Here is a 20,394-nt window from a genome sequence, read left to right on the forward strand (position 1 = left end):
AGCCTGGGTCAGACTTCCACCGAGGAAGCCTGGATTTTGGCGACCTGTTCCGCCGAATCCCGCATGTCAGGGAACTTCTCGGTGGCGGCTTTGATCGCGTCAGGTACCGAGAGCCGGTATTCGGCAGCCAAGGAGAGCTCGGAAGCGTCAGGCTCCGGTACAACCTGACCCTTGGCGAGTACCGTGATTCCGGATTCGGTGACTTTAAAGCCGCGGGCACGGTCGAGGTCGGCATCCAGGCCAATGGCAGCCCCGGCAGGAACCTTCACGTTCTTGTCGATGATGGCTCGCTTGACCACGGCGCCCTCGCCGATGCGCACTTTGTCCATCAATACCGAGTCCTGGATCCTGCTGGCCGGTCCCACATAGACATCGTTGGAGAGGACGGATCCTTCTACGATTCCACCGGAGATCACGGAGCCACTGGCCACGATGGAGTCCAGCGCTGTGCCGACCGTGTCGTTGTCGCCCCGGACAAACTTGGCGGGCGGTGAAATGCTCTGCCGCGTGTAGATGGGCCATTCCGAGTTATACAGGTTGAACACGGGGACGGGTGAAATCAAGTCCATGTGCGCGTCATAGAACGAATCGATGGTGCCTACGTCGCGCCAGTAGGTGCGGTCGCGGTCTGTGGATCCCGGAATGTCGTTGAGCGTGAAGTCGTAGACGCCTGCTTCGCCCTGCCCGACGAAGTAGGGAATGATGTCTCCGCCCATGTCGTGCTTGGTGTCCAGGCGCTCCGCATCGATGCGAAGGGCCTCCACCAGTGCGTCTGCATCGAAGACGTAGTTGCCCATCGAAGCAAGGAACTGCGTGGGATCGGCGGCGAGGCCTTCCGTTTCAGCGGGCTTCTCCACGAACGCCGAAATCTTCTGGGGATCGTTTTTGTCGACCTCGATCACCCCGAACTGGTTGGCCATGCTCAGCGGCTGGCGGACGGCGGCGACCGTGGCCTTGGCCCCGCTGGCCACGTGCTGTTGGACCATCTGCTGGAAGTCCATGCGGTAGACGTGGTCCGCTCCGACAACCACCACAATGTCGGGGTTGGCGTCGTGAATCAGGTTCAGGGACTGGTAGATGGCATTCGCGCTGCCGAGGAACCAGCTCTTGCCCACGCGCTGCTGGGCGGGAACCGAGGCCACGTACTTGCCCAACTGGGTGGACATCCGCCAGGTCTCGGAAATGTGGCGGTCTAGACTGTGCGACTTGTACTGGGTCAACACCACGATCTGGAGGTACCCGGAATTGACCAGATTCGAGAGAGCGAAATCGATCAAACGATACCCCCCCGCGAACGGCACCGCAGGTTTGGCCCTGTCTGCCGTCAATGGCATAAGGCGGTTTCCTTCGCCGCCAGCCAACACAATTGACAATACTTTCTTCAACGCCATGGTGTTTGCTCTCCCTGTACGTCTTTGTAGCCCCCGAAAAAAGCCCGGGTTGCCGGACCCTTTCACACTAGAACACATACTCCCGAAGGACTACGTTAGGTAACGTGCGCGTAGACATTGTGACTAAAGAGTTTCCACCCGAAATCTATGGCGGGGCCGGCGTTCATGTTGCCGAGCTCAGCCGCGTCTTGGCGAAGCACGTGGATCTGCAGGTGCGTGCCTTCGGCGCGCCCCGTGAGGCGGACTTCCACGGTGCAACGGTGACGTCGTATTCCACACCGGCTGATCTGGGGGCGGCCAATGCCGCCGTCCAGACCCTCGGTGTGGATTTGCGCATCGTGCCGGACATCGCCGGAGCGGACCTGGTCCATTCCCATACCTGGTACGCCAACATGGCCGGCCACCTGGCGTCGCTGTTGCATGGGATACCCCATGTGCTCAGCGCCCACAGCCTGGAGCCGCTGCGGCCGTGGAAAGCGGAGCAGCTGGGCGGTGGCTACGCGTTGTCCTCATGGGTTGAAAAGACCGCCTATGAGGCCGCCGCGGCTATCATCGCCGTCTCGGACGGCATGCGGAAGGACATCCTGCGTAGCTATCCGAACGTAGATCCGGCCAAGGTCCGAGTCGTCCACAACGGCATCGACGTCGACATGTGGCAGCCGGACGAAGGCGAAGACGCAATTCGCGCCCTCGGCATCGACCCCGCCAAGCCCAGTGTGGTCTTCGTTGGGCGTAACACGCGCCAGAAGGGTGTTCCCTACCTCCTGAAGGCGGCCGCGAGCCTGCCGGAAGATGTGCAGCTTGTGCTTTGCCTGGGGGCGGCGGACACTGCGGAACTCGCAGCGGAAACGGCCCGGCTCATCGAGGACCTGCAGAGCAAACGCGAAGGTGTCCTGGTCATCGAACGCATGCTTCCGAGGCATGAGCTCATCCAGGTCCTCAGCCATGCCACGGCCTTCGCCTGCCCGTCGATCTACGAGCCCCTCGGCATCGTCAACCTCGAGGCCATGGCATGTGGCGCGGCCGTGGTGGCAAGCGCTACGGGCGGCATCCCCGAAGTGGTTCAGCACGGTGAAACGGGACTCCTCGTGGAACTGGAGCAGGTGACGGACGGTACCGGAACCCCGCTGGATCCAGAAAAGTTCGTCGCGGATTTCGCCGCGGCCCTCAACGAGGTTGTGTCCGATCCTGCGCGGGCCAAGGTTATGGGCGCCGCGGGCCGCGTCCGCGCGGAGCAGCACTTCTCTTGGGAATCGATTACCGAAACAACCCTTGAGGTCTACCGTTCGGTCCTCGCCCACTAAACCCCTAACCCACGAGCCCAACTAGTCCCCACCGCCACCCTCGCCTCGCAAGCTCGGCCAGGGAACCCTGGCGGCGTGGGCCCCCGCAGTATGTGTCGGTTTGGGCGCCCAAAACGACCTTAAGTGCGGGTCACTTGGGAAGGAACGACGACGGTGCCGCACGCCCGCTGAGGGGGTGCGGCACCGTCGACGTTAAGGGATTCGGCAACTGTTCACCGGACGGTCACGGCTGCATGCTAGCCGGACTTCCGCCCTTTCAATGCGAGCAAGGTCTTCTCCTCGGCTGGAGCGTTGCCGCCGGCTCGTTGTGCCCGGAAGTAGCTGCGGGCTTCGTCCTGGCGCTCTTTCTCGGCTCCGGACGCGATGGCCGCGCGCAGGTGCTCCGGGCCGTAGCCGAAGGAGGCAACCAGATCCAGGGCGTGGGGACGGATCTTGAGGAGGAGCCGGTTGATGTAGGCGCCCACCGTGCGCCCGCGCTGCATGGAGAGGCGGCCGTTCATGAGGTACCAAGACAAGTGTTTTTCGATGAGCGAGAGGCCAAAGAGATCGCGAAGCCATGTAAGCACCTGAAGTGTGCCGGGATCGCTGATCTTCCCGAGGGCTTCCGTGAACGCTTCCCATTGCAGGAGTTCGGCATGTGCCTGGGCGGCGTCGATCAGATCGTCCTGGTGTTGGTTGAACAGTGCCGCGGCCTGGTGCTGTGGAAGCTTGTTCGCACCCTTGAGTGCCGAACCCACCTCCGCCACCATCGACTGCACCCGGTCAGTCAGTAGTGTGCGCTGGCCTTCTTCGTCCCGCAGGGCCAGGGCTGCCTTCTGGACGGATCCCGTGTCGGCCACGAACTGCGCCACTTGCCGCAGCCCGGTGCGGTTGATCGCGACGTCCGCTGCCTGGGCCGCTACGAAGCGCGCCAATACGCCGAAGTCAACGTTGCGGAACTCCTTGGCGTAGTCGGCCAGCAGGCGCTTCGCGACAAGCTGGAGCAGCACGGTATTGTCGCCCTCGAAAGTGGCGTAGACATCCAGGTCTGCGCGGAGCGAGGCGAAACGGTTTTCGATGAGGAATCCGGCGCCGCCGCAGGCCTCACGGCATTCCTGCAGAGTGTCGAGAGCGTGCCAGGTGCTCAAGGGCTTGAGCGCCGCGGCGAGGGTCTCCAGGTCCTGGCGGTCTGCGTCGGTGTCGTGCCGGCCGGAGAAGACGTCGTCGAATTTTTCGAGCAGTTGCTCGTGCGCGAAACTCGCTGCAAAGGTGGTGGCCAGCCGGGTGAACAGGCGGCGCTGGTGCCGCTGGTAGTCCAGAAGGACCTCCTCGTCGGTAGGAGAGGATGCGTTGAATTGGCGCCGCTCGGTGGCATATCGGATGGCGGTGGTCAAAGCCACCTTGCTCGCGGCTACTGCGGCGCCGTCCAGGGAGACACGGCCCTGCACCAGCGTGCCGAGCATCGTGAAGAAACGCCGGCCGGGGCTGGCGATCGGGGAGGTGTATTCGCCGGCTGGGGAGACGTTGCCGTAGCGGTTGAGCAGGTTGGTGCGGGGGATGCGGACATCGCTGAAGTGAAGCCGGCCGTTGTCGATGCCGTTGAGGCCGCCTTTGACACCGTCGTCCTCGCCGCCGATTCCCGGAAGGAATGCTTTGGTGTCCGGGTCCCTGAGCGGAACGTAGAACGCGTGGACGCCATGGTTCACATTGCGGGTCACCAATTGGGCGAACACGACGGCGGCCAAGCCGTCCTCGGCTGCGTTGCCGATGTAGTCCTTCCACGCTGCACGGAACGGCGTGTTGATCACGAACTCCAGGGTGGCGTCATCGTACGTGGCCGTAGTGGCGATGCTGGCAACATCGGAACCATGGCCGGTTTCGGTCATGGCGAAGCAACCTGGGATCTCCAGGCTCATGATGCCGGGCAGCCAGCTGTTGTGGTGTTCCTCGGTACCGAGGTGCATGACGGCGGAACCAAACAGCCCCCACTGGACGCCGGCTTTGATCTGCAGTGAAGGATCGGCGGTGACGAGTTCCTCGAAGCCTGCGATGTTGCCACCGTGATCATCCGAACCGCCCAAGCTGGAGGGGAAGGCCCGGTGTACCGCCTTGTTGTCCACGAGGTACTTCAGCTGCCCGAACACCCGCTTGCGGTGCTCGGTATGCGTCAGGCCTTCGATCTTGTGTACCTCCGGGCGGCCTGCGAGGTCGCGCGCCGTATGCCGGATGTGGGCCCACTTGCCCAGCAGTAGTTCGCCGAGCGCCGCTACGTCCACTACGGGTGCTGCGGGCTGTGTGGTGGCAACGGTCCCGGCAGGCTCACGGGTGCTGGAGGGCGTGCGATCCACTACTTCAGTCATGTTGATTCCTTCTTTGGTTCCGAACAACTGATGTGTCATTGCTGGTTTTCTGCGGAGTTGGTCTTGAGCTCAGAGGCGATTCCCACGCACAGCCAATCGGTGATCCGGGAGGCCATGGTTTCCTGGTCGGGCTTCGCTGGAGAGGCTGGGCTACCTAGCCACATTTCGCCGGCATTGCGGACGAGCCCGATTGCCGCGGTGGGCCAGTATTCAATGAGTGCTTCCTTTTCCGCCCCAAGATGTTCCCGCATGGGCTTGGCGATCATGGCACTGATTGACTCGAAGAAGTGGCCGAGTGCTCCGGAAGCGGCGATGGCGTCCTGATCAGAGGGCTCTCCGTGCGTGAGTCGTGTGACGAATGCATAGACGTTTGGGCTCGACTCTGCCATTTGCAGGTAGGCCGAGACCATGGCGAACAAGCCCTCCCGTGGAGTCTGCGCGCTTTCCGCTGCTTCCTTCATCCGGCGTTGCATCTGTCCAAGCACCACTTCGCCCATGGCTTGCTGCAGGCCGGCTTTGTCCCCGAAGTACCGGTAGTACACGGACTTGGAGGTGTTCGCGGCGGCGGCTATGTCCTCCATGGACGCGTCGCTTCCCAGCGCGTGGACAGCCTTGCGAGCGGCTTTGATGAGTTCGCGGCGGCGTTCCTCGCGGTGGCGCTGCCAACGGGTGGCGCGGCCGTCAACGGCGGGGCTCCCTCCGCCTGCCAGGGCAGCGCTCCCGGCAGGAAGGTCGACAGAAAGTGCCGGACTGGGGATGTTCACGATACTCAGCGTATCAGGTACGCTGAGTATCAGTAACCCGAATGTGATCATAAGGAGAAGCGCATGCCTGAAGCAACAGAGTCCGCGAGCGCACCACAGGAAACCGCCACTGGCCGGGGCACGCTTCGCAAAGCCGTGGTGGTTGGCGGCAACCGGATCCCTTTTGCGCGGGCCGGCGGCGCCTACACCAAGTCCTCCAATCAGGACATGCTGACGGCCGCCTTGGACGGATTGATTGCCCGTTTCGGACTTCAGGAGGAGCGGATCGGTGAAGTTGCCGCAGGTGCTGTCCTGAAACACTCCCGCGATTTCAACCTGACACGCGAAGCGGTGCTCGGCTCAGCCCTGTCGCCGGAGACGCCGGCCTACGATCTCCAGCAGGCGTGTGCCACGGGCCTCGAGACAGTCCTCGGCCTGGCCAACAAGATCAAGCTCGGCCAGATCGACTCGGCCATCGCGGGCGGCGTCGACTCTGCGTCCGATGCCCCTATTGCCGTCAGCGAAGGACTTCGCGAAATCCTGCTCGACCTCAATCGGGCCAAATCGCTGCCCGAGCGGCTCAAAGTCCTGTCCCGGCTTCGTCCCAAGGATCTGGCCCCGGATGCCCCCAACACCGGAGAGCCGCGGACCGGCCTGTCCATGGGTGAGCACCAGGCGTTGACCACGGCCCAGTGGAAGATCAGCCGTGAGTCCCAAGACGAGCTCGCGTTCAACAGCCACCATAACCTCTCCGCGGCCTACGAGCGCGGCTTCTTTGATGACCTCGTGACTCCCTACCGCGGCCTGAGCCGCGATTCGAACCTTCGCCCGGATACGTCCATGGAGAAGCTGGCCACGCTCAAGCCCGTCTTCGGCAAGAGCCTCGGAGCGGAGGCCACTATGACGGCCGGCAACTCCACCCCGCTCACGGACGGCGCTTCCACCGTGCTCTTGGGCACCGAAGAATGGGCCGCCGCCCGCGGCCTGCCCAAACTGGCCGTCGTCGTCGATGGCGAAGCGGCCGCCGTCGATTTCGTCCACGGCAAGGACGGGCTCCTCATGGCGCCTGTCTTTGCGGTGCCACGGCTTCTCGCCCGCAACGGGTTGTCCTTCGAAGACATCGATTTCTTCGAAATCCACGAAGCCTTCGCGGGCACCGTTCTGAGTACGCTCGCTGCGTGGGAAGACGAAGAATTCGGACGCAACCGCCTGGGCTTGGACGGCGCCCTCGGCAAGATCGATCGCGCCAAGCTCAACGTCAACGGCTCGTCCCTCGCCGCCGGCCATCCCTTTGCTGCCACTGGTGGTCGGATCGTCGCGACGCTGGCGAAGATGCTCCATGAGAACGGCCCAGTGGACGGCCGTCCGGCCCGCGGACTCATCTCCATCTGCGCCGCCGGAGGACAGGGCGTCGTCGCGATCCTCGAGGCCTATTCCGCTCCGGAAGGGCGGTAGGCGGCATGACCGACAAATACACACAGTTTGTCAGCCAGGGCATCGGCAAGGACCTGGCCAGGAAACTTGGACTGCCCCAACCTGCCGTGCTTCGGAGGTACAAAGCGGGAGAACCCCTGGTTCCAGGGCCCGTACTTTTGCTGGGGAGCGGGAACGGGAACGCATCAGGCCCCGATGAACTGGCGGCAGCGCTCCTTGGCTGGGGGTTGGATGTGCGGAGAAATGCCCTGCCCAAGGAAAAGCTCGGAGCGATCATCCTGGTGCTCGACGACGTGGAGCACCCTGAAGACCTCGCCGGCCCCGTCCTCACGGCCGCGCAATCGCTCCGGGATTTGGTCCCCTCTGCAAGAGTCGTCACCATCTCCCGTACCTCCGCATCCGCGGCAAGCCCTGCTGCCGCTGCCGGACGCCAAGGGGTCGATGGGCTGCTGCGTTCGCTGGCCAAGGAGCTCAGGGCGGGCGCCACGGCCAACGGCATTCTCCTTGGTGGCAGCGCCAGCACAACGAGCCCCAGCACACTGGGTGCACTGCGCTTTTTCCTGTCGGGCCGGTCCGCGTTCGTGGATGGGCAGTTCCTGACAGTCACCACGAGTGCCGGCCAGCTACCCGCCGACGCCGACAAGCCCCTGGACGGCAAAGTCGCCGTCGTCACGGGGGCCGCCCGTGGAATTGGTGCGGCGATCGCACGCACCCTGTACCGCGACGGCGCCCGGCTAGTAGTGGTTGACATCCCCGCCGCCGGAGACCACCTCGCGGCCGTCGCCAACGAGGTCCACGGCACCGCCCTGCAGTTGGACATCACGGCGGAGAACGCCGGGAAACGGATCATAGACCACGCCATGGAACGCCATGGCGGCCTTGACATCGTCATCCACAACGCCGGCATCACCAGGGACAGGCTCCTGGCCAACATGGACGAAAGTCGCTGGAACTCGGTCATCGGCGTCAACATCGGCTCGCAGTTGCGAATCAACGAGGCGCTTCTGGAATCCGGGCGGTTCAGCAAAGCCCCCAGAATCGTCTCTGTGGCTTCCACGAGCGGCATCGCGGGGAATCGCGGGCAGACGAACTACGCGGCTTCCAAAGGCGGAGTGATCGGAATGGTTCGCGCCACGGCACCCCTGCTGGCAGAAAGCGGCGGTTCCATCAACGCAGTCGCCCCCGGCTTCATCGAAACAGACATGACTGCCCGAATCCCCTTCGCTACCCGGGAGGTGGCCCGACGGCTCAATTCCCTCCAGCAAGGCGGCCGGCCGGGCGACGTCGCAGAGGCCATCGCATTCCTGGCATCGGATGCGGCCGCCGGGATCTCGGGCGAAGTGCTGAGGGTATGCGGGCAGAACCTGGTGGGTGCGTGAGTACAGAACAGCCGCTCATCCTGGGGGACTTGCCGTCGCTCTCAAAGCTGTATGTGAATGCCGCGGCTACGGCAGCGCGGAGAAGGATGATGGGATTCCAGGCTTCCAATGCGCTGCCTCAAGGGAGTCATGAGGTCCGTGGGGTGCAGGCCGACGTCGGGAACCTCACCGCCTACCAGCATCTGGTTGGAGAGAGCGCCAGCGACGTTCTGCCTGCAGGTTTCATCCACGCCCTCGCTTTTCCGGTAGCCATGAGTGTTCTCAACCGCGACGACTTCCCGCTTCCGCTGCTCGGAATGATCCATCTGCGGAACCAAGTGGAGCAGTTGCGGGCGGTCCCATTCAGCGAACTGCTCGACATCCGGTCCTGGGCCGAGGACATGCGGGGCCATAGGGCTGGAACGCAGCTGGACGTCGTCGCCGAGGTCCGTTCAAACAGTGATGGGGCCTTGCTCTGGCGGGGTGCCTCGACGTACTTGGCCAAGGGAGTGTTCCTGCCGGGAGTCGACAAGGCGGCTGCAGCCGCCGCGCCGAGGGAGTTCACTACTCCTGCGCCGACGGCCGTCTGGCAGCTCGGCGTGGATACCGGCCGTCTCTACGCTGGGGTGTCCGGGGACTTCAATCCGATCCACCTCAGCGTCCTCTCCGCCAAGGCAGTGGGGCTTCGGCGAGCCATAGCGCATGGCATGTACCTTGCCTCCCGGGCCCTGGCGGACGTTGGCTCGGTGAAGTCGGAGGCGTTCCGATGGGAGGTGAATTTCGAGGCACCCGTGTTCCTCCCAGCGCGGGTGGCTTTGGAAATCAGCACGCTCGACACCGAATCGGGCGCTTGGGAGGCTTCGGACTATGTCGCCTGGAACCCCCGTAGCGGCAGGAGGCACTTCAGCGGGTCCGTGACCGCGCTTTAGGGTGCCGGCGTGAGGTTGGAAACAGGTCAGTAGCGCACCGCGTCGCGGCGTGCTAGCTTTTCAGTGATCGTGATCTATCGACGGAGGTGAGTCCCATGAACGCAGTATCCGTAATGGGTGCTCCCTCGCAGTCCACGATCGCGCGGCTGAGGTAGTCGCGACCGGGAGCGCCCCAGAGGCAATTCGCGAAAGGCGACTCCCATGAACACGACACCTTCTTCACCTCTGCACTCCATTTCGACCACGGCCTCTGACCAGCCGAGGTCCGGCCAGCGTCTGCCGCAGGTCGACGCCACAAGACGGGTACTCGCCGCGGGTGAGCGAGCGTTGGTCCTCGGCGGTGGCGGATCGGCAGGCAATGCCTGGCTGATCGGCGTCATCGCCGGCCTCTTCGATGCCGGGTTGGATGTGACCGACGCCGATCTGATCATCGGCACGTCGGCAGGATCGACGGCCGCGGCCCAGATTACCGGCGCGAGCCCGACCCAACTGCTTGCCGACATCCTTTCTGCTGCACCCCAGCCACGGACCGCTCCAGTGGGGTCAGACGCTGGACGCGTTCGCGTCGGGGCGGCGGCGAACGATATGGAGAGAACGAGCCGAATCATCGCCGCCGCTGAGGATGCGGCCGACATGCGCCGCAGAATGGGCGCGGCGGCCCTCGAAATGGACGAGGCGTCGCACGGCACTGTAGGAGCCGGTTCTGCGCAAACGCGGTGGCGCGATACTGTCGCTGCCCGTCTGCCTAGCCAGCACTGGCCGGAACAAAGGGTGCTCATCACGGCGGTCAATGCGCATACCGGTGAGCCGGTCGTGTTCGACCGGCACAGCGGGGTCGACTTGGTGGACGCCGTGGCCGCCAGCTGTGCCAGTGGCTTCGCCTACCGTATCGGCGCCAGCCGATATATCGACGGCGGCTACCGATCCAACGCCGAGAATGCCGATCTGGCAGCCGGATACGCACGGGTGTTGGTGCTGTCACCGTTCGGCGGCCGATCCCGGACTCCGGTGGACTGGGGCATGCATCTCGCGACACAGGTCGATGAACTACGAGCACGCGGCAGCAGAGTCGAAACGATCTTCCCGGACAGCAGCTCCGAGCACATGTTCGGCGCCAACGCCATGGATCTGTCGCTGCGTCCGCCCGCCGCTCGAGCCGGTGACGAGCAAGGCAGGACCCTTGCCAAGCAGCTCACCGAATTCTGGGGCTGATGCACACGAATCCAATCGACTCTGCAGGAATGTAATGAATGTGATGAATGCCGCATCAATTGCTGAAAAAGCAAATTCATATTAAATAAATAAGGCCCGGAATCTTTACGATTCCGGGCCTTATAATTGTGCGCGGAGGGGGACTTGAACCCCCACCCCCTTTCGAGGACTAGCACCTCAAGCTAGCGCGTCTGCCATTCCGCCACCCGCGCAGGTGGTGTTCGGAGCCTTCGTTCTGCACCTCTCGGCGCTTCTCTTTCCTCCGAAGCAGCGAGAAAAACTCTAACACGGTTTCTGGAAAATAAAAAAATCGGAGCTGGCCAAGGTGCCGGGACCGGCAATTAGTTCCTCTCAGTCCGCGTCAAAACACCGGAAAACACGCGGCCAAACGGGCGGCCGGTGGGTAGGCTGAGGGGAGCGCGCGGGAGCGTCCGCACCTTGACGCCTGCCCGCCGGAGTACACGAATCCCTGCCAGTGAGGAGAGTCCCATGACTGATATCCGACCCGAGGACGAAGTAGTCCGGATCTGCCAGGAACTTATCCGGATAGACACCTCGAACTTCGGTGACGATTCCGGTCCCGGGGAACGTGCTGCCGCCGAATACACCGCGGCGCTGATTAGCGAAGTGGGGTTAGAGGCTGAAATCTTTGAATCCGCTCCGGGGCGCGCCAACGTCGTGACGCGCATGGCGGGGGAGGACCCCTCAGCAGACGCCCTCGTGGTGCACGGCCACCTCGACGTCGTTCCTGCGCTCAAGGACCAGTGGTCTGTGGATCCTTTCAGCGGCGAACTCAAAGATGGACTCATTTGGGGTCGGGGTGCCGTGGACATGAAGGACATGGATGCCATGATTCTCTCCGTCATGCGTGACTTCGCCCGGACCGGACGCAAGCCCAAGCGGGACATCATCTTTGCCTTCTTCGCGGACGAGGAAGCGGGCGGCAACCACGGTGCGCGGTACGCCGTCGAGCACCGCCGCGAACTGTTCGACGGCGCGACGGAAGCGATCTCCGAAGTAGGCGGCTTCTCCGCGACGATCGGCGGCCAGCGCACCTACCTGCTTCAAACTGCGGAGAAGGGTCTTTCCTGGCTGAGGCTCATGGCCCACGGACGGGCGGGGCACGGTTCGCAAATCAACACGAACAACGCCATCACGCGTCTGGCGGGCGCAGTCACCCGAATCGGGGAATACCGGTGGCCCATCGAACTCACACCCACCACCCGCCAATTCCTGGATGGTGTCACCGAACTGACCGGCGTCGAATTCGACCCGGACAACCCCGAGATCCTGCTGAAGGAACTCGGCACCGTGGCGCGTTTCGTCGGAGCCACTCTGCAGAACACCTCGAATCCCACACTGCTGAGCTCGGGATATAAGCACAACGTCATCCCGGAATCCGCGGAAGCACTGGTGGATTGCCGCACTCTGCCCGGGCAGCAGGAGCTCGTGTTCGAAACCATCAAGCAACTTGCCGGAGACGGTGTGGACGTCAGCTACGTCAACAAGGACGTGTCCTTGGAGGTGCCGTTTGCCGGCAACCTGGTAGACGCCATGATCGACGCCCTGCACTCGGAAGACCCGGGCGCCAAGGTCTTGCCGTACACCCTGTCAGGCGGCACCGACAACAAATCGCTTAGCAAGATCGGCATCACCGGCTACGGGTTTGCGCCCCTGATGCTGCCGGAGGAACTTGACTTCACTGGAATGTTCCACGGAGTTGACGAACGCGTTCCCGCCGATTCGCTCAAGTTCGGGTCCAGGGTGCTCAACACCCTGCTGAGCAACTATTAAGGACAACGTGGTGACTCCCGAGGAGATCCTGCCGGACGAGCTGCTGGAGCGCATACGGAGCCGCGCCGCCGGCTATGACCGGGACAACTCGTTTTTCCACGAAGACTTGGGGGAGCTCGCTGCGGTGGGTTACCTGAAGATCTTCGTCCCGGAGTCCGACGGCGGACTCGGGCTCGGGCTCGAAGCGGCGGCGGCACTTCAGCGCCGTCTTGCAACGGCTGCCCCGGCCACCGCGTTGGCCATCAATATGCACCTCGTCTGGACCGGCGTCGCGCATGTCCTCGCCGCCCGCGGAGACGACTCCCTCGGCTTTGTCCTCACGGAAGCCGGTAACGGCGAGGTCTTTGCCTTCGGGATTTCCGAGGCGGGCAACGACTCCATGCTGTTTGACTCAGGGACCACGGCCGAACCGCAGGACGACGGCGGGTACAGCTTCACGGGACGGAAAATCTTCACGAGCCTGTCACCGGGCTGGACGCGCCTCGGAATCTTCGGCAAGGACGGTGGCGCGCGGGACGGGGATGGCGAGCTGGTTTTCGGCTTCATCCAACGTGATGCCCCGGGTCACGAGACCCTCGCCGACTGGGATACCTTGGGCATGCGCGCAAGCCAATCGAACACCACGCTCCTGCAGGGTGCGGTGGTTCCGCCCGAACGCATCTTCCGGAAACTGCCCGTCGGACCCAGCCAGGATCCCTTGATCTTCGCGATTTTCGCGTGCTTCGAAACGCTGCTCGCGGCGGTGTACACAGGCATCGGGGAACGGGCATTCACTTTGGCCGTTGAGGCCGTCAAGCGCAGGACCTCGGCGAAGTACGGCGGCCGGAGCTTTTCGCAAGATCCAGACATCCGCTGGAGGATTGCCGACGCCGCCATGGCCATGGATTCCATCCAGCCGCATCTAGCATCAGTTGCCCGTGACGTGGATGCACTGGTCGACCACGGCTCCCAGTGGTTTCCGAAGTTTGTCGGACTCAAGGTGCGGGCAACCGAGAACGCCCGGAACATGGTGGACGTGGCAATCCGGGTTTCCGGAGGCTCCAGCTACTTCCACGGCTCCGAACTTGAACGGCTGTATCGCGATGTGCTGGCGGGGATTTTCCATCCCTCCAATGATGAGTCAGCGCACACCACGGTCGCCAACGCGTGGCTCGGCCCCCTCGAAGGCTGAATCCCCTCGAAAGGTTGGTTAATCGGGGCCCCGAAACGAGGCCTCGCAGCTAGACGGTGCGCTGCACGTTGAGCACTCTACGGCGGAGCCAGAACCGGCGGCCGCCGCCGATATAGAGGATGCTCCGCTCCAGTTCCCACTTGCCATATTCGGAGTGCTCCACGAGCCGACGCCGCGCCTCGGGCAAGGAATCGTCAGGGCTGACAGTCAGTACGAGATACTCGTACTGCCTTGCGTAGTCCCGCTGACGCTCCACCGAACTGCTCAGAAATTGTTCTCTCATCCCTCTCCATTTTCGTCTTTTTCGGGCTAACGTGAAGTCATGAGCATCGATCCGCGTGTCGCGCTTCAGTCATTGACAGCCGCCTTAGAAGAGCACCTGATTGCCGCTTCCGCCCGCCGGGGCGAAGGAGATCCCACTGTGGAGGCAGCGTTTTTCGCCGTTGCAGATGCCTTTGAGGTATATGAGGACTCACTATACGAGGCCTACTCGGAAGTCACACCCCTTCAGGTGTTTGACGACGATGAAGAAGATGACGACGAGGACAACAATGAGCTCCTCGATGAAGACGAGCTGGAGATCCTTGATCAGTAATGCCGCAGTTTCAGCCGAGTCAGATCGCTGAAACGTCTTCCAGTGCCCGCGAAATTTCGGCGGGGAGAGGCGCTAGTTGCGCATCGAGCGACTCCTTGAGCTGGATCGCATTGCGCGCGCCCACAACCGCCGTAGATACGCCTGGGCGGGAAAGCAGCCAGCTAAGCGACACGTCCACCGCGGAGCGTCCCAATCCACGCCCTGCCATGGCGACTGCTTCGACGATTCGTGCGCCCCGCGCGTCGAGATACTTTTCGACGTAGCTACTCAAGCGACCCTCGGCCGCGCGTGAGTCGGAAGGGATCTGTCCCCTGTATTTGCCACTGAGCACGCCGCGCCCGAGCGGCCCCCACGCCATGAGGCCCAGGCCGGCATCCTCGACGGCCGGTACCAGTTCCTCCTCCGGCTTCCGGTGCAGGAGCGAGTATTCGGATTGGTTGGCCACGACGGTGAATCCGGCCACGGCGGACGCCTTCGCGGTCTGCCAGCCGCTGTAGTTGGAAATGCCGACGTACCGCGCGCGTCCCGACCGAAGCGCAAGGTCAAGCGCGGAAAGTGTTTCGTCCAGCGGAACATTGCCGTCCCAGGCCTGGGCGAACCAGATGTCGACGTAGTCGGTTCCCAAGCGGGCAAGGCTGGCGTCGAGCGCGGACAACATGGAGCCTCGGGAGGCATCCACAGTGCGGCGGACGTCCGACGTCGAGACTCCGGCTTTCGTGGAAAGGACAACCTCCGAACGCGCCACCACATCGCCCAGCATGGACCCCAGAAGGGCCTCGGCTTGTCCGCCTGAGTAGGAGGCCGCGGTGTCGATCATGGTGCCGCCTGCTGCAAGGAAGGTGTGGAGCAGTTCCCGTGCATCCTGTTCGTCCGTTTCCTCCGCCCAGGACATGGTGCCCAGGGAAAGGGTGGACACCCGAAACCCGCTATTGCCGACGTAACGCTGCTGCATAGCTGATAGCTTACGGGGAGTTCGGGTAGTTCATGACGTAGGGTCTATTCACGTGAACTGGATAGAAGCGGCCTTCCTCGGCCTCGTGCAAGGCCTTACAGAATTCCTTCCGATTTCTTCAAGCGCACACCTGCGTATTGTCGGCTCTTTCCTGCCCAATGCGGCGGATCCGGGTGCCGCGTTCACGGCCATCACACAGCTGGGCACCGAGACGGCCGTCATCCTCTTCTTTTGGCGGGACATCGTCAGGATCGTGCGGGCTTGGTTCGGATCGCTGCGCCGCAAAGTGGCAAAAGACGATCCCGACGCCAGAATGGGTTGGTTGGTCATCCTCGGCAGCCTGCCCATCATCGTGCTTGGCCTGCTCTTCCAGGACCAGATCGAATCCGTCCTCCGCAGCCTGTGGATCGTGGCCACCACGCTCATCGTCTTCGGTATGATCCTTGCGGTAGCCGACGCAGTTGGCCGGCAGGAACGGGAGTTGAGCCAACTGACGTACAAGCACGGCATCCTCTACGGGTTGGCCCAAGCCATGGCCCTCATCCCCGGCGTTTCCCGCTCGGGTGGCACCATTACCGCCGGCCTCCTGATGGGTTATACCCGTGAAGCCGCAGCACGTTATTCGTTTCTGCTGGCCATCCCCGCAGTGTTCGGCAGTGGCCTGTACCAGTCGTACAAGGTGGTGTCGAAGGAAGGAATCACCGGACCCTTCGGCCTGCCGGAGACAGCCCTCGCCACGGTCATTGCCTTCGTTGTGGGCTTCGTCATCATCGGATGGTTTCTCAAGTTCATTTCCACCCACAGCTACAGGGTCTTCGTCTGGTACCGCCTCCTTCTCGGCCTCGCCCTCTACATATTGCTCGGTTTCAATGTCATCAGCGCCTAGCACTAAGGTTGAGGCTGTGAAATCGTGGACCTCCCGCCCTGTGCCTGAACTGCCCGGCAGCATGCCCCAATTGCGGCTGTTTGATACCGCCCTCAAGGCCTTGGTGGACATCGAGCCACGCGCCGAGCAATCCATGTACGTCTGCGGCATCACGCCCTACGACGCCACCCACATGGGGCACGCCGCGAGCTACGTCGCCTTCGACCTCCTCAACCGGGCGTGGCGGGACGGCGGCCAACGGGTTGCCTACGTCCAGAACGTCACCGACGTCGACGATCCCCTCCTGGAGCGCGCCACAGCCACCGGCGTGGACTGGCGTGAGCTGGCCGCGAGCCAGATAGAACTTTTCCACACCGACATGGACGCCCTCAACGTCCTGGCTCCCAACCATTACATCGGTGCCGTCGAGGCCATCCCGATGATTGTCCCGGCGATTGAACAACTGATCGCGGACGAACTCGCCTACCGGGTGCACGGCACCGACGGTGAGCCTGACGGCGACGTTTATTACGACGTCGAGGCCGCGGGCAAACGCTCGGACAGTCCGGATGCCTGGACCTTAGGCGACATCTCAGGTCTCGGTGAAGTGGAAATGCTGGAACTCTTCGCGGAACGCGGCGGAGATCCCGGCCGTTCCGGCAAACGCAATGCCCTCGATCCTTTGCTGTGGCGCGTTGCCCGCAACGGCGAGCCGAGTTGGCCCGGTGCGAGCCTGGGCGACGGACGGCCCGGTTGGCACATTGAGTGCACTGTCATTGCCCAGAAGTACCTGCCCGCTCCCTTCACAGTGCAGGGCGGTGGCTCGGACCTGGTCTTCCCGCACCACGAAATGGGCGCCGGCCATGCATACTCGCTCAGCGGCGTACCTTTGGCGCACCACTATGCCCACGCCGGAATGGTGGGCCTGGATGGCGAAAAGATGAGCAAGTCCAAGGGCAACCTCGTGCTTGTGTCCAAGCTCCGCGCCGCGGGGGAGGAACCCGCGGCAATCCGCTTGGCGATCCTGGCCAACCATTACCGCTCGGATTGGTCCTGGACCGATGAAGGATTCGCGCAAGCCAAGGAGCGGCTCAAGACGTGGCGCGCCGCCCGCGACATCGCACCGGAGGGGACGGCCGCGGAACTGCTGACACGGATGCGTGCCGAGCTTGCCAACGATCTCAACGCTCCTGGCGCGATCGCCGCCGTCGATGCCTGGGCGGCGGCAGCCCTCAGCGAACAGTCCAACGCAAAGCCTTGCGCGCTGGACGCAGCGCTGGTGAGCGACGCCGTCAACGGATTGCTCGGCGTCGAACTCTAGGTTCCTGGAGCGAAAGTCGAACCGGGCACCGGCCGGATTAGCCGTGGCGGCAGAGCCGTCAGGGCTTATCCTTGCCCCGGCGCTTGAGGTAGCGCTCGAATTCGCGGGCGATGGATTCACCGCTTGCTTCGGGAAGGTCGGCAGTGTCCTTGGCTTCTTCGAGCTGCCGCACGTAGGCCGCGATCTCCGGATCCTCGGTGGCCAGCTCGTCCACGCCGCGCTCCCACGCCTCCGCTTCCTCGCTCAATGCATGCGTTTCCAAGGGTACCTGGAGAAGATCTTCGATCTTGTTCAAAATGGCCAGTTGTGCCTTGGGGGAGGGTGCCTGTGCGACGTAGTGCGGTACGGCCGCCCATAGCGATACGGTAGGCAGACCCGCCAGGAGGGCGAATTCGGCCAGGACACCGACAATGCCTACCGGTCCCTCATACTGTGAGGCTTCCAGGTTCAAGCGCTGCCTCAATCCACTGTCATCCGATGTGGTGCTGACGGGGATCGGGCGGCTGTGCGGGACGTCGGCCAAGAGAGCGCCAATCAGCACAACGTAGTCAACCTTGAGCGCTTCGGCATGGACCAGAAGCTCGGCTGTGTAGGCACGCCACCGATAGGAAGGCTCGGTGCCGAGCACGAACACAACGTCCACATTGCTGTCCGGGACGCTGGCCTTGTAGAGACGCGTGGAAGGCCATTTCACCTTGCGGGTTCCGGCCGCGGTGCGTCGTACGGTCGGTCTGGTGAACTGGAAGTCGTAGTAATCGTCGGCATCTACGGATGCCACTTTCTTTCCCTGCCACAACTTGTTCAAGTAGTGCAGGGAATCACTGGCCGCCTCGCCGGCGTCGTTCCAGCCTTCGAAAGCCGCCAGCATCACAGTGATGCGCTTGCCCTCGGGTACAGGCTGGAGAAGGCGCTCAGGCTCCGGTGAAGTGGCCTGTCCGTCAGGGGCTCCGTCCAAACTGTTCATCCACTCACCCTACGTCCAAGACCGCCACCCATGCATGGCCCTAAGGTGTCGGCGTGGCACACTTCGCGCCGGGCGTAGAGCGACAATTGCCCCCCTCGCTTCCACGTAGACTTGATGGCATGCATGCCTCAGCCACCCAGCCCCTCCTCAAAGCCGCGCTATGGGACATGGATGGCACCCTGGTGGACACCGAGCCGTACTGGATTGCTGCTGAGCGCACCCTCGTGGAGTCCTACGGAGGCGCCTGGAGCCATGAACAAGCCATGCAGCTCGTAGGACAATCGCTGATGCACTCGGCCGGCATTCTCCAAAGGTCTGGAGTGAACCTGGAAAAGCGGGAGATCGTTGACTCCTTGAGCGCCCAGGTCATCGCCCGTCTCCGCGTCGAGGTGCCGTGGCGGCCCGGAGCCAAGGAATTGCTTGACGAGCTGTATCAATCCGGCGTCCGTTGCGCCCTCGTGACGATGTCCGAAGGCCCGATGGCGCGGGAAGTCGTGGCCAACCTTCCCAAGCCCTACTTCGAGTTCCTCATCACCGGGGACACCGTCAGTCAAGGAAAGCCCCACCCGGAGGCCTATCTCGCCGCCGTCGAGCGCCTCCAGGACACTGACCCCGGGCTGACCGCGGATCACTGCGTCGCAATCGAGGATTCCGTCCCGGGAGTGGCGTCCGCGATCGCCTCCGGCGTGGTCACGGTCGGAATTCCGCACCAGATGCCACTGCCCGAGGATCCCCGCCGTGCAACCTGGGACACCCTTCAGGGACGGAAGGTCGCCGACCTTGAAGCACTTGTTGCCGCCCGGGCATCCGCCAACATACCGGCCCCGACTTTCCTTGGACAGGTAAACTAAGTGAGCACTCCCCGGAACGGCGGCCATAGCACCCGTAACCGCAGTAGGGACGGGATTCCACTCGGCCGCATCGCGGGAATCCCCGTGTACCTTGCCTACTCGTGGTTCATCATCGCCGCGTTCACGGTGATCGCAGTTGGCCCGGTCGTATTCGTGCAGCACCCCTCCCTGGGAAACGGAGCGTACTTCGTTGCCTTTGCCTATGCGGTGCTCCTTGCCCTTTCCGTGCTCGTCCATGAGCTCGCCCATGCCTTGAGCGCCAAGGCGTTCAACTGGCCCACGGAGAAGATCGTGCTGAATCTGTGGGGCGGGCACACACAGTTCGAGAGCTTCATTGCTTCTCCTGGCCGCTCGGTGGTTGTCGCCTTGGCAGGACCCGCCGCCAACTTTGTCCTCGCGGCGGCCACCTGGCCGCTCGTGGTGGCCCATGTCTTCGGCGGGGTCGCAGAGGAATTGGCGAACAGCTTCATGTGGGCCAATTTGCTGATCGGCATCTTCAATGTGCTCCCGGGCCTGCCCCTTGACGGCGGTCGCCTGGTGGAATCCGCAGTTTGGAAAGCGACGGGCAGCCAGGAAAAGGGGACAGTGGCGGCTGGCTGGGCCGGAAGGATCGTCGTCATCGTCCTGGTTGTTGGATTCTTCGCCTCGTCGTTGCTGAGCGGGAGCGCGCCTAATCTCACCTACATGCTCATCACTCTCCTTGTCTGCAGCTTCCTCTGGATGGGTGCCTCAGGCGCCATTCAGCAAGCCACGCTCCGCGGCCGCCTGCCCTTGGTGAGTGCCGCCGCGCTGGCCGAACCCGCCGTCGGGATTCCCAACTCGGCTACTGTCGCGGATGTCCTGCGCGTGGCACCTTACGGTACTCCCGCCGTCGTGATCTGCGGACCGGACGGACGGCCACAAGGACTGGTCGATCCGGCGGCGACTGCGGCCGTGCCTGCCTCGGAAATATCCACGACGCTGGTCACAGCAGTTTCAACCCCGCTCGCCGAGGGTGCGTACGTGCCCCGCACATCCAGCGGCCAGGAGCTGATCCAGTATTTGGCCCAGCTTAACGGCGGCGAATACGCCGTGGTGGACGACGTCGGCACCGTCACCGGCCTGCTGCGGCAGCAGGCGGTAGTGACAGCCATTACAGGTAAAGTAGCCCGCCGGAGCGGGCGCCCGTAGG

Annotated in this window: 18 protein-coding genes and 1 tRNA gene; 12 read left to right on the forward strand and 7 right to left on the reverse strand. The window is 63.3% G+C overall.

Annotated features, from left to right (window positions below; translation table 11 throughout):
- Positions 1 to 8 precede the first annotated feature (8 nt).
- Positions 9 to 1,391 (reverse strand): glucose-1-phosphate adenylyltransferase, encoded by a 1,383-nt coding sequence (gene glgC / locus AC3ANQ_RS11130; protein WP_488305102.1) that lies wholly within the window; start codon positions 1,389 to 1,391, stop codon positions 9 to 11.
- A 104-nt stretch (positions 1,392 to 1,495) separates the two neighbouring features.
- On the opposite strand from glgC, the gene glgA reads away from it, so the two are divergent.
- Complete coding sequence (glgA, locus tag AC3ANQ_RS11135) at positions 1,496 to 2,695, forward strand: glycogen synthase (RefSeq protein WP_488305103.1); 1,200 nt, start codon at positions 1,496 to 1,498, stop codon at positions 2,693 to 2,695.
- Between the two features lie 236 nt (positions 2,696 to 2,931).
- Here glgA and AC3ANQ_RS11140 read toward each other — a convergent pair whose 3' ends face one another.
- The gene (locus AC3ANQ_RS11140) at positions 2,932 to 5,034 is read right to left on the reverse strand and encodes an acyl-CoA dehydrogenase family protein (RefSeq protein WP_488305104.1); all 2,103 of its coding nucleotides are present in this window, start codon (positions 5,032 to 5,034) and stop codon (positions 2,932 to 2,934) included.
- 35 nt (positions 5,035 to 5,069) lie between these two features.
- A complete protein-coding gene (locus AC3ANQ_RS11145) occupies positions 5,070 to 5,798 on the reverse strand; it encodes a TetR family transcriptional regulator (RefSeq protein ID WP_488305105.1) in 729 nt (242 codons plus the stop codon).
- A 63-nt stretch (positions 5,799 to 5,861) separates the two neighbouring features.
- On the opposite strand from AC3ANQ_RS11145, the gene AC3ANQ_RS11150 reads away from it, so the two are divergent.
- The 4 genes from AC3ANQ_RS11150 to AC3ANQ_RS11165 all read left to right on the forward strand — a co-directional run bounded on the left by AC3ANQ_RS11150 (position 5,862) and on the right by AC3ANQ_RS11165 (position 10,710).
- On the forward strand, positions 5,862 to 7,232 hold the full coding sequence (locus AC3ANQ_RS11150; protein ID WP_488305106.1) for an acetyl-CoA C-acetyltransferase: 1,371 nt from the start codon (positions 5,862 to 5,864) through the stop codon (positions 7,230 to 7,232).
- 5 nt (positions 7,233 to 7,237) lie between these two features.
- On the forward strand, positions 7,238 to 8,590 hold the full coding sequence (locus AC3ANQ_RS11155) for a 3-oxoacyl-ACP reductase (RefSeq protein WP_488305107.1): 1,353 nt from the start codon (positions 7,238 to 7,240) through the stop codon (positions 8,588 to 8,590).
- Entirely contained in the window at positions 8,587 to 9,498 is a 912-nt protein-coding gene (locus AC3ANQ_RS11160) for a MaoC family dehydratase (RefSeq protein WP_488305108.1), read from the forward strand. Before AC3ANQ_RS11155 ends, AC3ANQ_RS11160 begins: the two co-directional genes overlap by 4 nt.
- Before the next feature lie 201 nt (positions 9,499 to 9,699).
- A complete protein-coding gene (locus AC3ANQ_RS11165; protein WP_488305109.1) occupies positions 9,700 to 10,710 on the forward strand; it encodes a patatin-like phospholipase family protein in 1,011 nt (336 codons plus the stop codon).
- A 129-nt stretch (positions 10,711 to 10,839) separates the two neighbouring features.
- Here the strand turns inward: AC3ANQ_RS11165 and AC3ANQ_RS11170 are convergent.
- A tRNA-Leu gene (locus AC3ANQ_RS11170) sits at positions 10,840 to 10,922 on the reverse strand.
- Positions 10,923 to 11,199: 277 nt separating this feature from the next.
- On the opposite strand from AC3ANQ_RS11170, the gene AC3ANQ_RS11175 reads away from it, so the two are divergent.
- Positions 11,200 to 12,504: a M20/M25/M40 family metallo-hydrolase gene (locus AC3ANQ_RS11175; RefSeq protein WP_488305110.1), complete on the forward strand. Its 1,305-nt coding sequence runs from the start codon at positions 11,200 to 11,202 to the stop codon at positions 12,502 to 12,504.
- Between the two features lie 10 nt (positions 12,505 to 12,514).
- Complete coding sequence (locus AC3ANQ_RS11180; protein ID WP_488305111.1) at positions 12,515 to 13,675, forward strand: acyl-CoA dehydrogenase family protein; 1,161 nt, start codon at positions 12,515 to 12,517, stop codon at positions 13,673 to 13,675.
- 49 nt (positions 13,676 to 13,724) lie between these two features.
- On the opposite strand, the gene AC3ANQ_RS11185 is transcribed toward AC3ANQ_RS11180, so the two are convergent.
- Positions 13,725 to 13,958, reverse strand: a complete 234-nt coding sequence (locus AC3ANQ_RS11185; RefSeq protein ID WP_059389241.1) for a DUF5703 family protein — start codon at positions 13,956 to 13,958, stop codon at positions 13,725 to 13,727.
- Between the two features lie 39 nt (positions 13,959 to 13,997).
- Between AC3ANQ_RS11185 and AC3ANQ_RS11190 the strand changes: the two genes are divergently transcribed.
- Positions 13,998 to 14,270: a hypothetical protein gene (locus AC3ANQ_RS11190; RefSeq protein ID WP_059389240.1), complete on the forward strand. Its 273-nt coding sequence runs from the start codon at positions 13,998 to 14,000 to the stop codon at positions 14,268 to 14,270.
- Between the two features lie 19 nt (positions 14,271 to 14,289).
- On the opposite strand, the gene AC3ANQ_RS11195 is transcribed toward AC3ANQ_RS11190, so the two are convergent.
- On the reverse strand, positions 14,290 to 15,222 hold the full coding sequence (locus AC3ANQ_RS11195; protein WP_488305112.1) for an aldo/keto reductase: 933 nt from the start codon (positions 15,220 to 15,222) through the stop codon (positions 14,290 to 14,292).
- 52 nt (positions 15,223 to 15,274) lie between these two features.
- On the opposite strand from AC3ANQ_RS11195, the gene AC3ANQ_RS11200 reads away from it, so the two are divergent.
- Positions 15,275 to 16,108, forward strand: coding sequence for an undecaprenyl-diphosphate phosphatase (locus tag AC3ANQ_RS11200; RefSeq protein ID WP_488305113.1), 834 nt, complete (start codon positions 15,275 to 15,277; stop codon positions 16,106 to 16,108).
- Positions 16,109 to 16,124: 16 nt separating this feature from the next.
- The gene (gene mshC / locus AC3ANQ_RS11205) at positions 16,125 to 17,408 is read left to right on the forward strand and encodes a cysteine--1-D-myo-inosityl 2-amino-2-deoxy-alpha-D-glucopyranoside ligase (protein WP_488305114.1); all 1,284 of its coding nucleotides are present in this window, start codon (positions 16,125 to 16,127) and stop codon (positions 17,406 to 17,408) included.
- A gap of 58 nt (positions 17,409 to 17,466) precedes the next feature.
- Here mshC and AC3ANQ_RS11210 read toward each other — a convergent pair whose 3' ends face one another.
- Positions 17,467 to 18,372, reverse strand: a complete 906-nt coding sequence (locus AC3ANQ_RS11210; RefSeq protein ID WP_488305115.1) for a PAC2 family protein — start codon at positions 18,370 to 18,372, stop codon at positions 17,467 to 17,469.
- Positions 18,373 to 18,491: 119 nt separating this feature from the next.
- On the opposite strand from AC3ANQ_RS11210, the gene AC3ANQ_RS11215 reads away from it, so the two are divergent.
- Positions 18,492 to 19,223, forward strand: a complete 732-nt coding sequence (locus AC3ANQ_RS11215; protein ID WP_488305116.1) for an HAD family hydrolase — start codon at positions 18,492 to 18,494, stop codon at positions 19,221 to 19,223.
- Positions 19,224 to 20,393 (forward strand): site-2 protease family protein, encoded by a 1,170-nt coding sequence (locus AC3ANQ_RS11220; RefSeq protein ID WP_488305117.1) that lies wholly within the window; start codon positions 19,224 to 19,226, stop codon positions 20,391 to 20,393.
- Position 20,394: the final 1 nt, after the last annotated feature.

Source organism: Arthrobacter sp. DMZ02-1R (assembly GCF_057747935.1).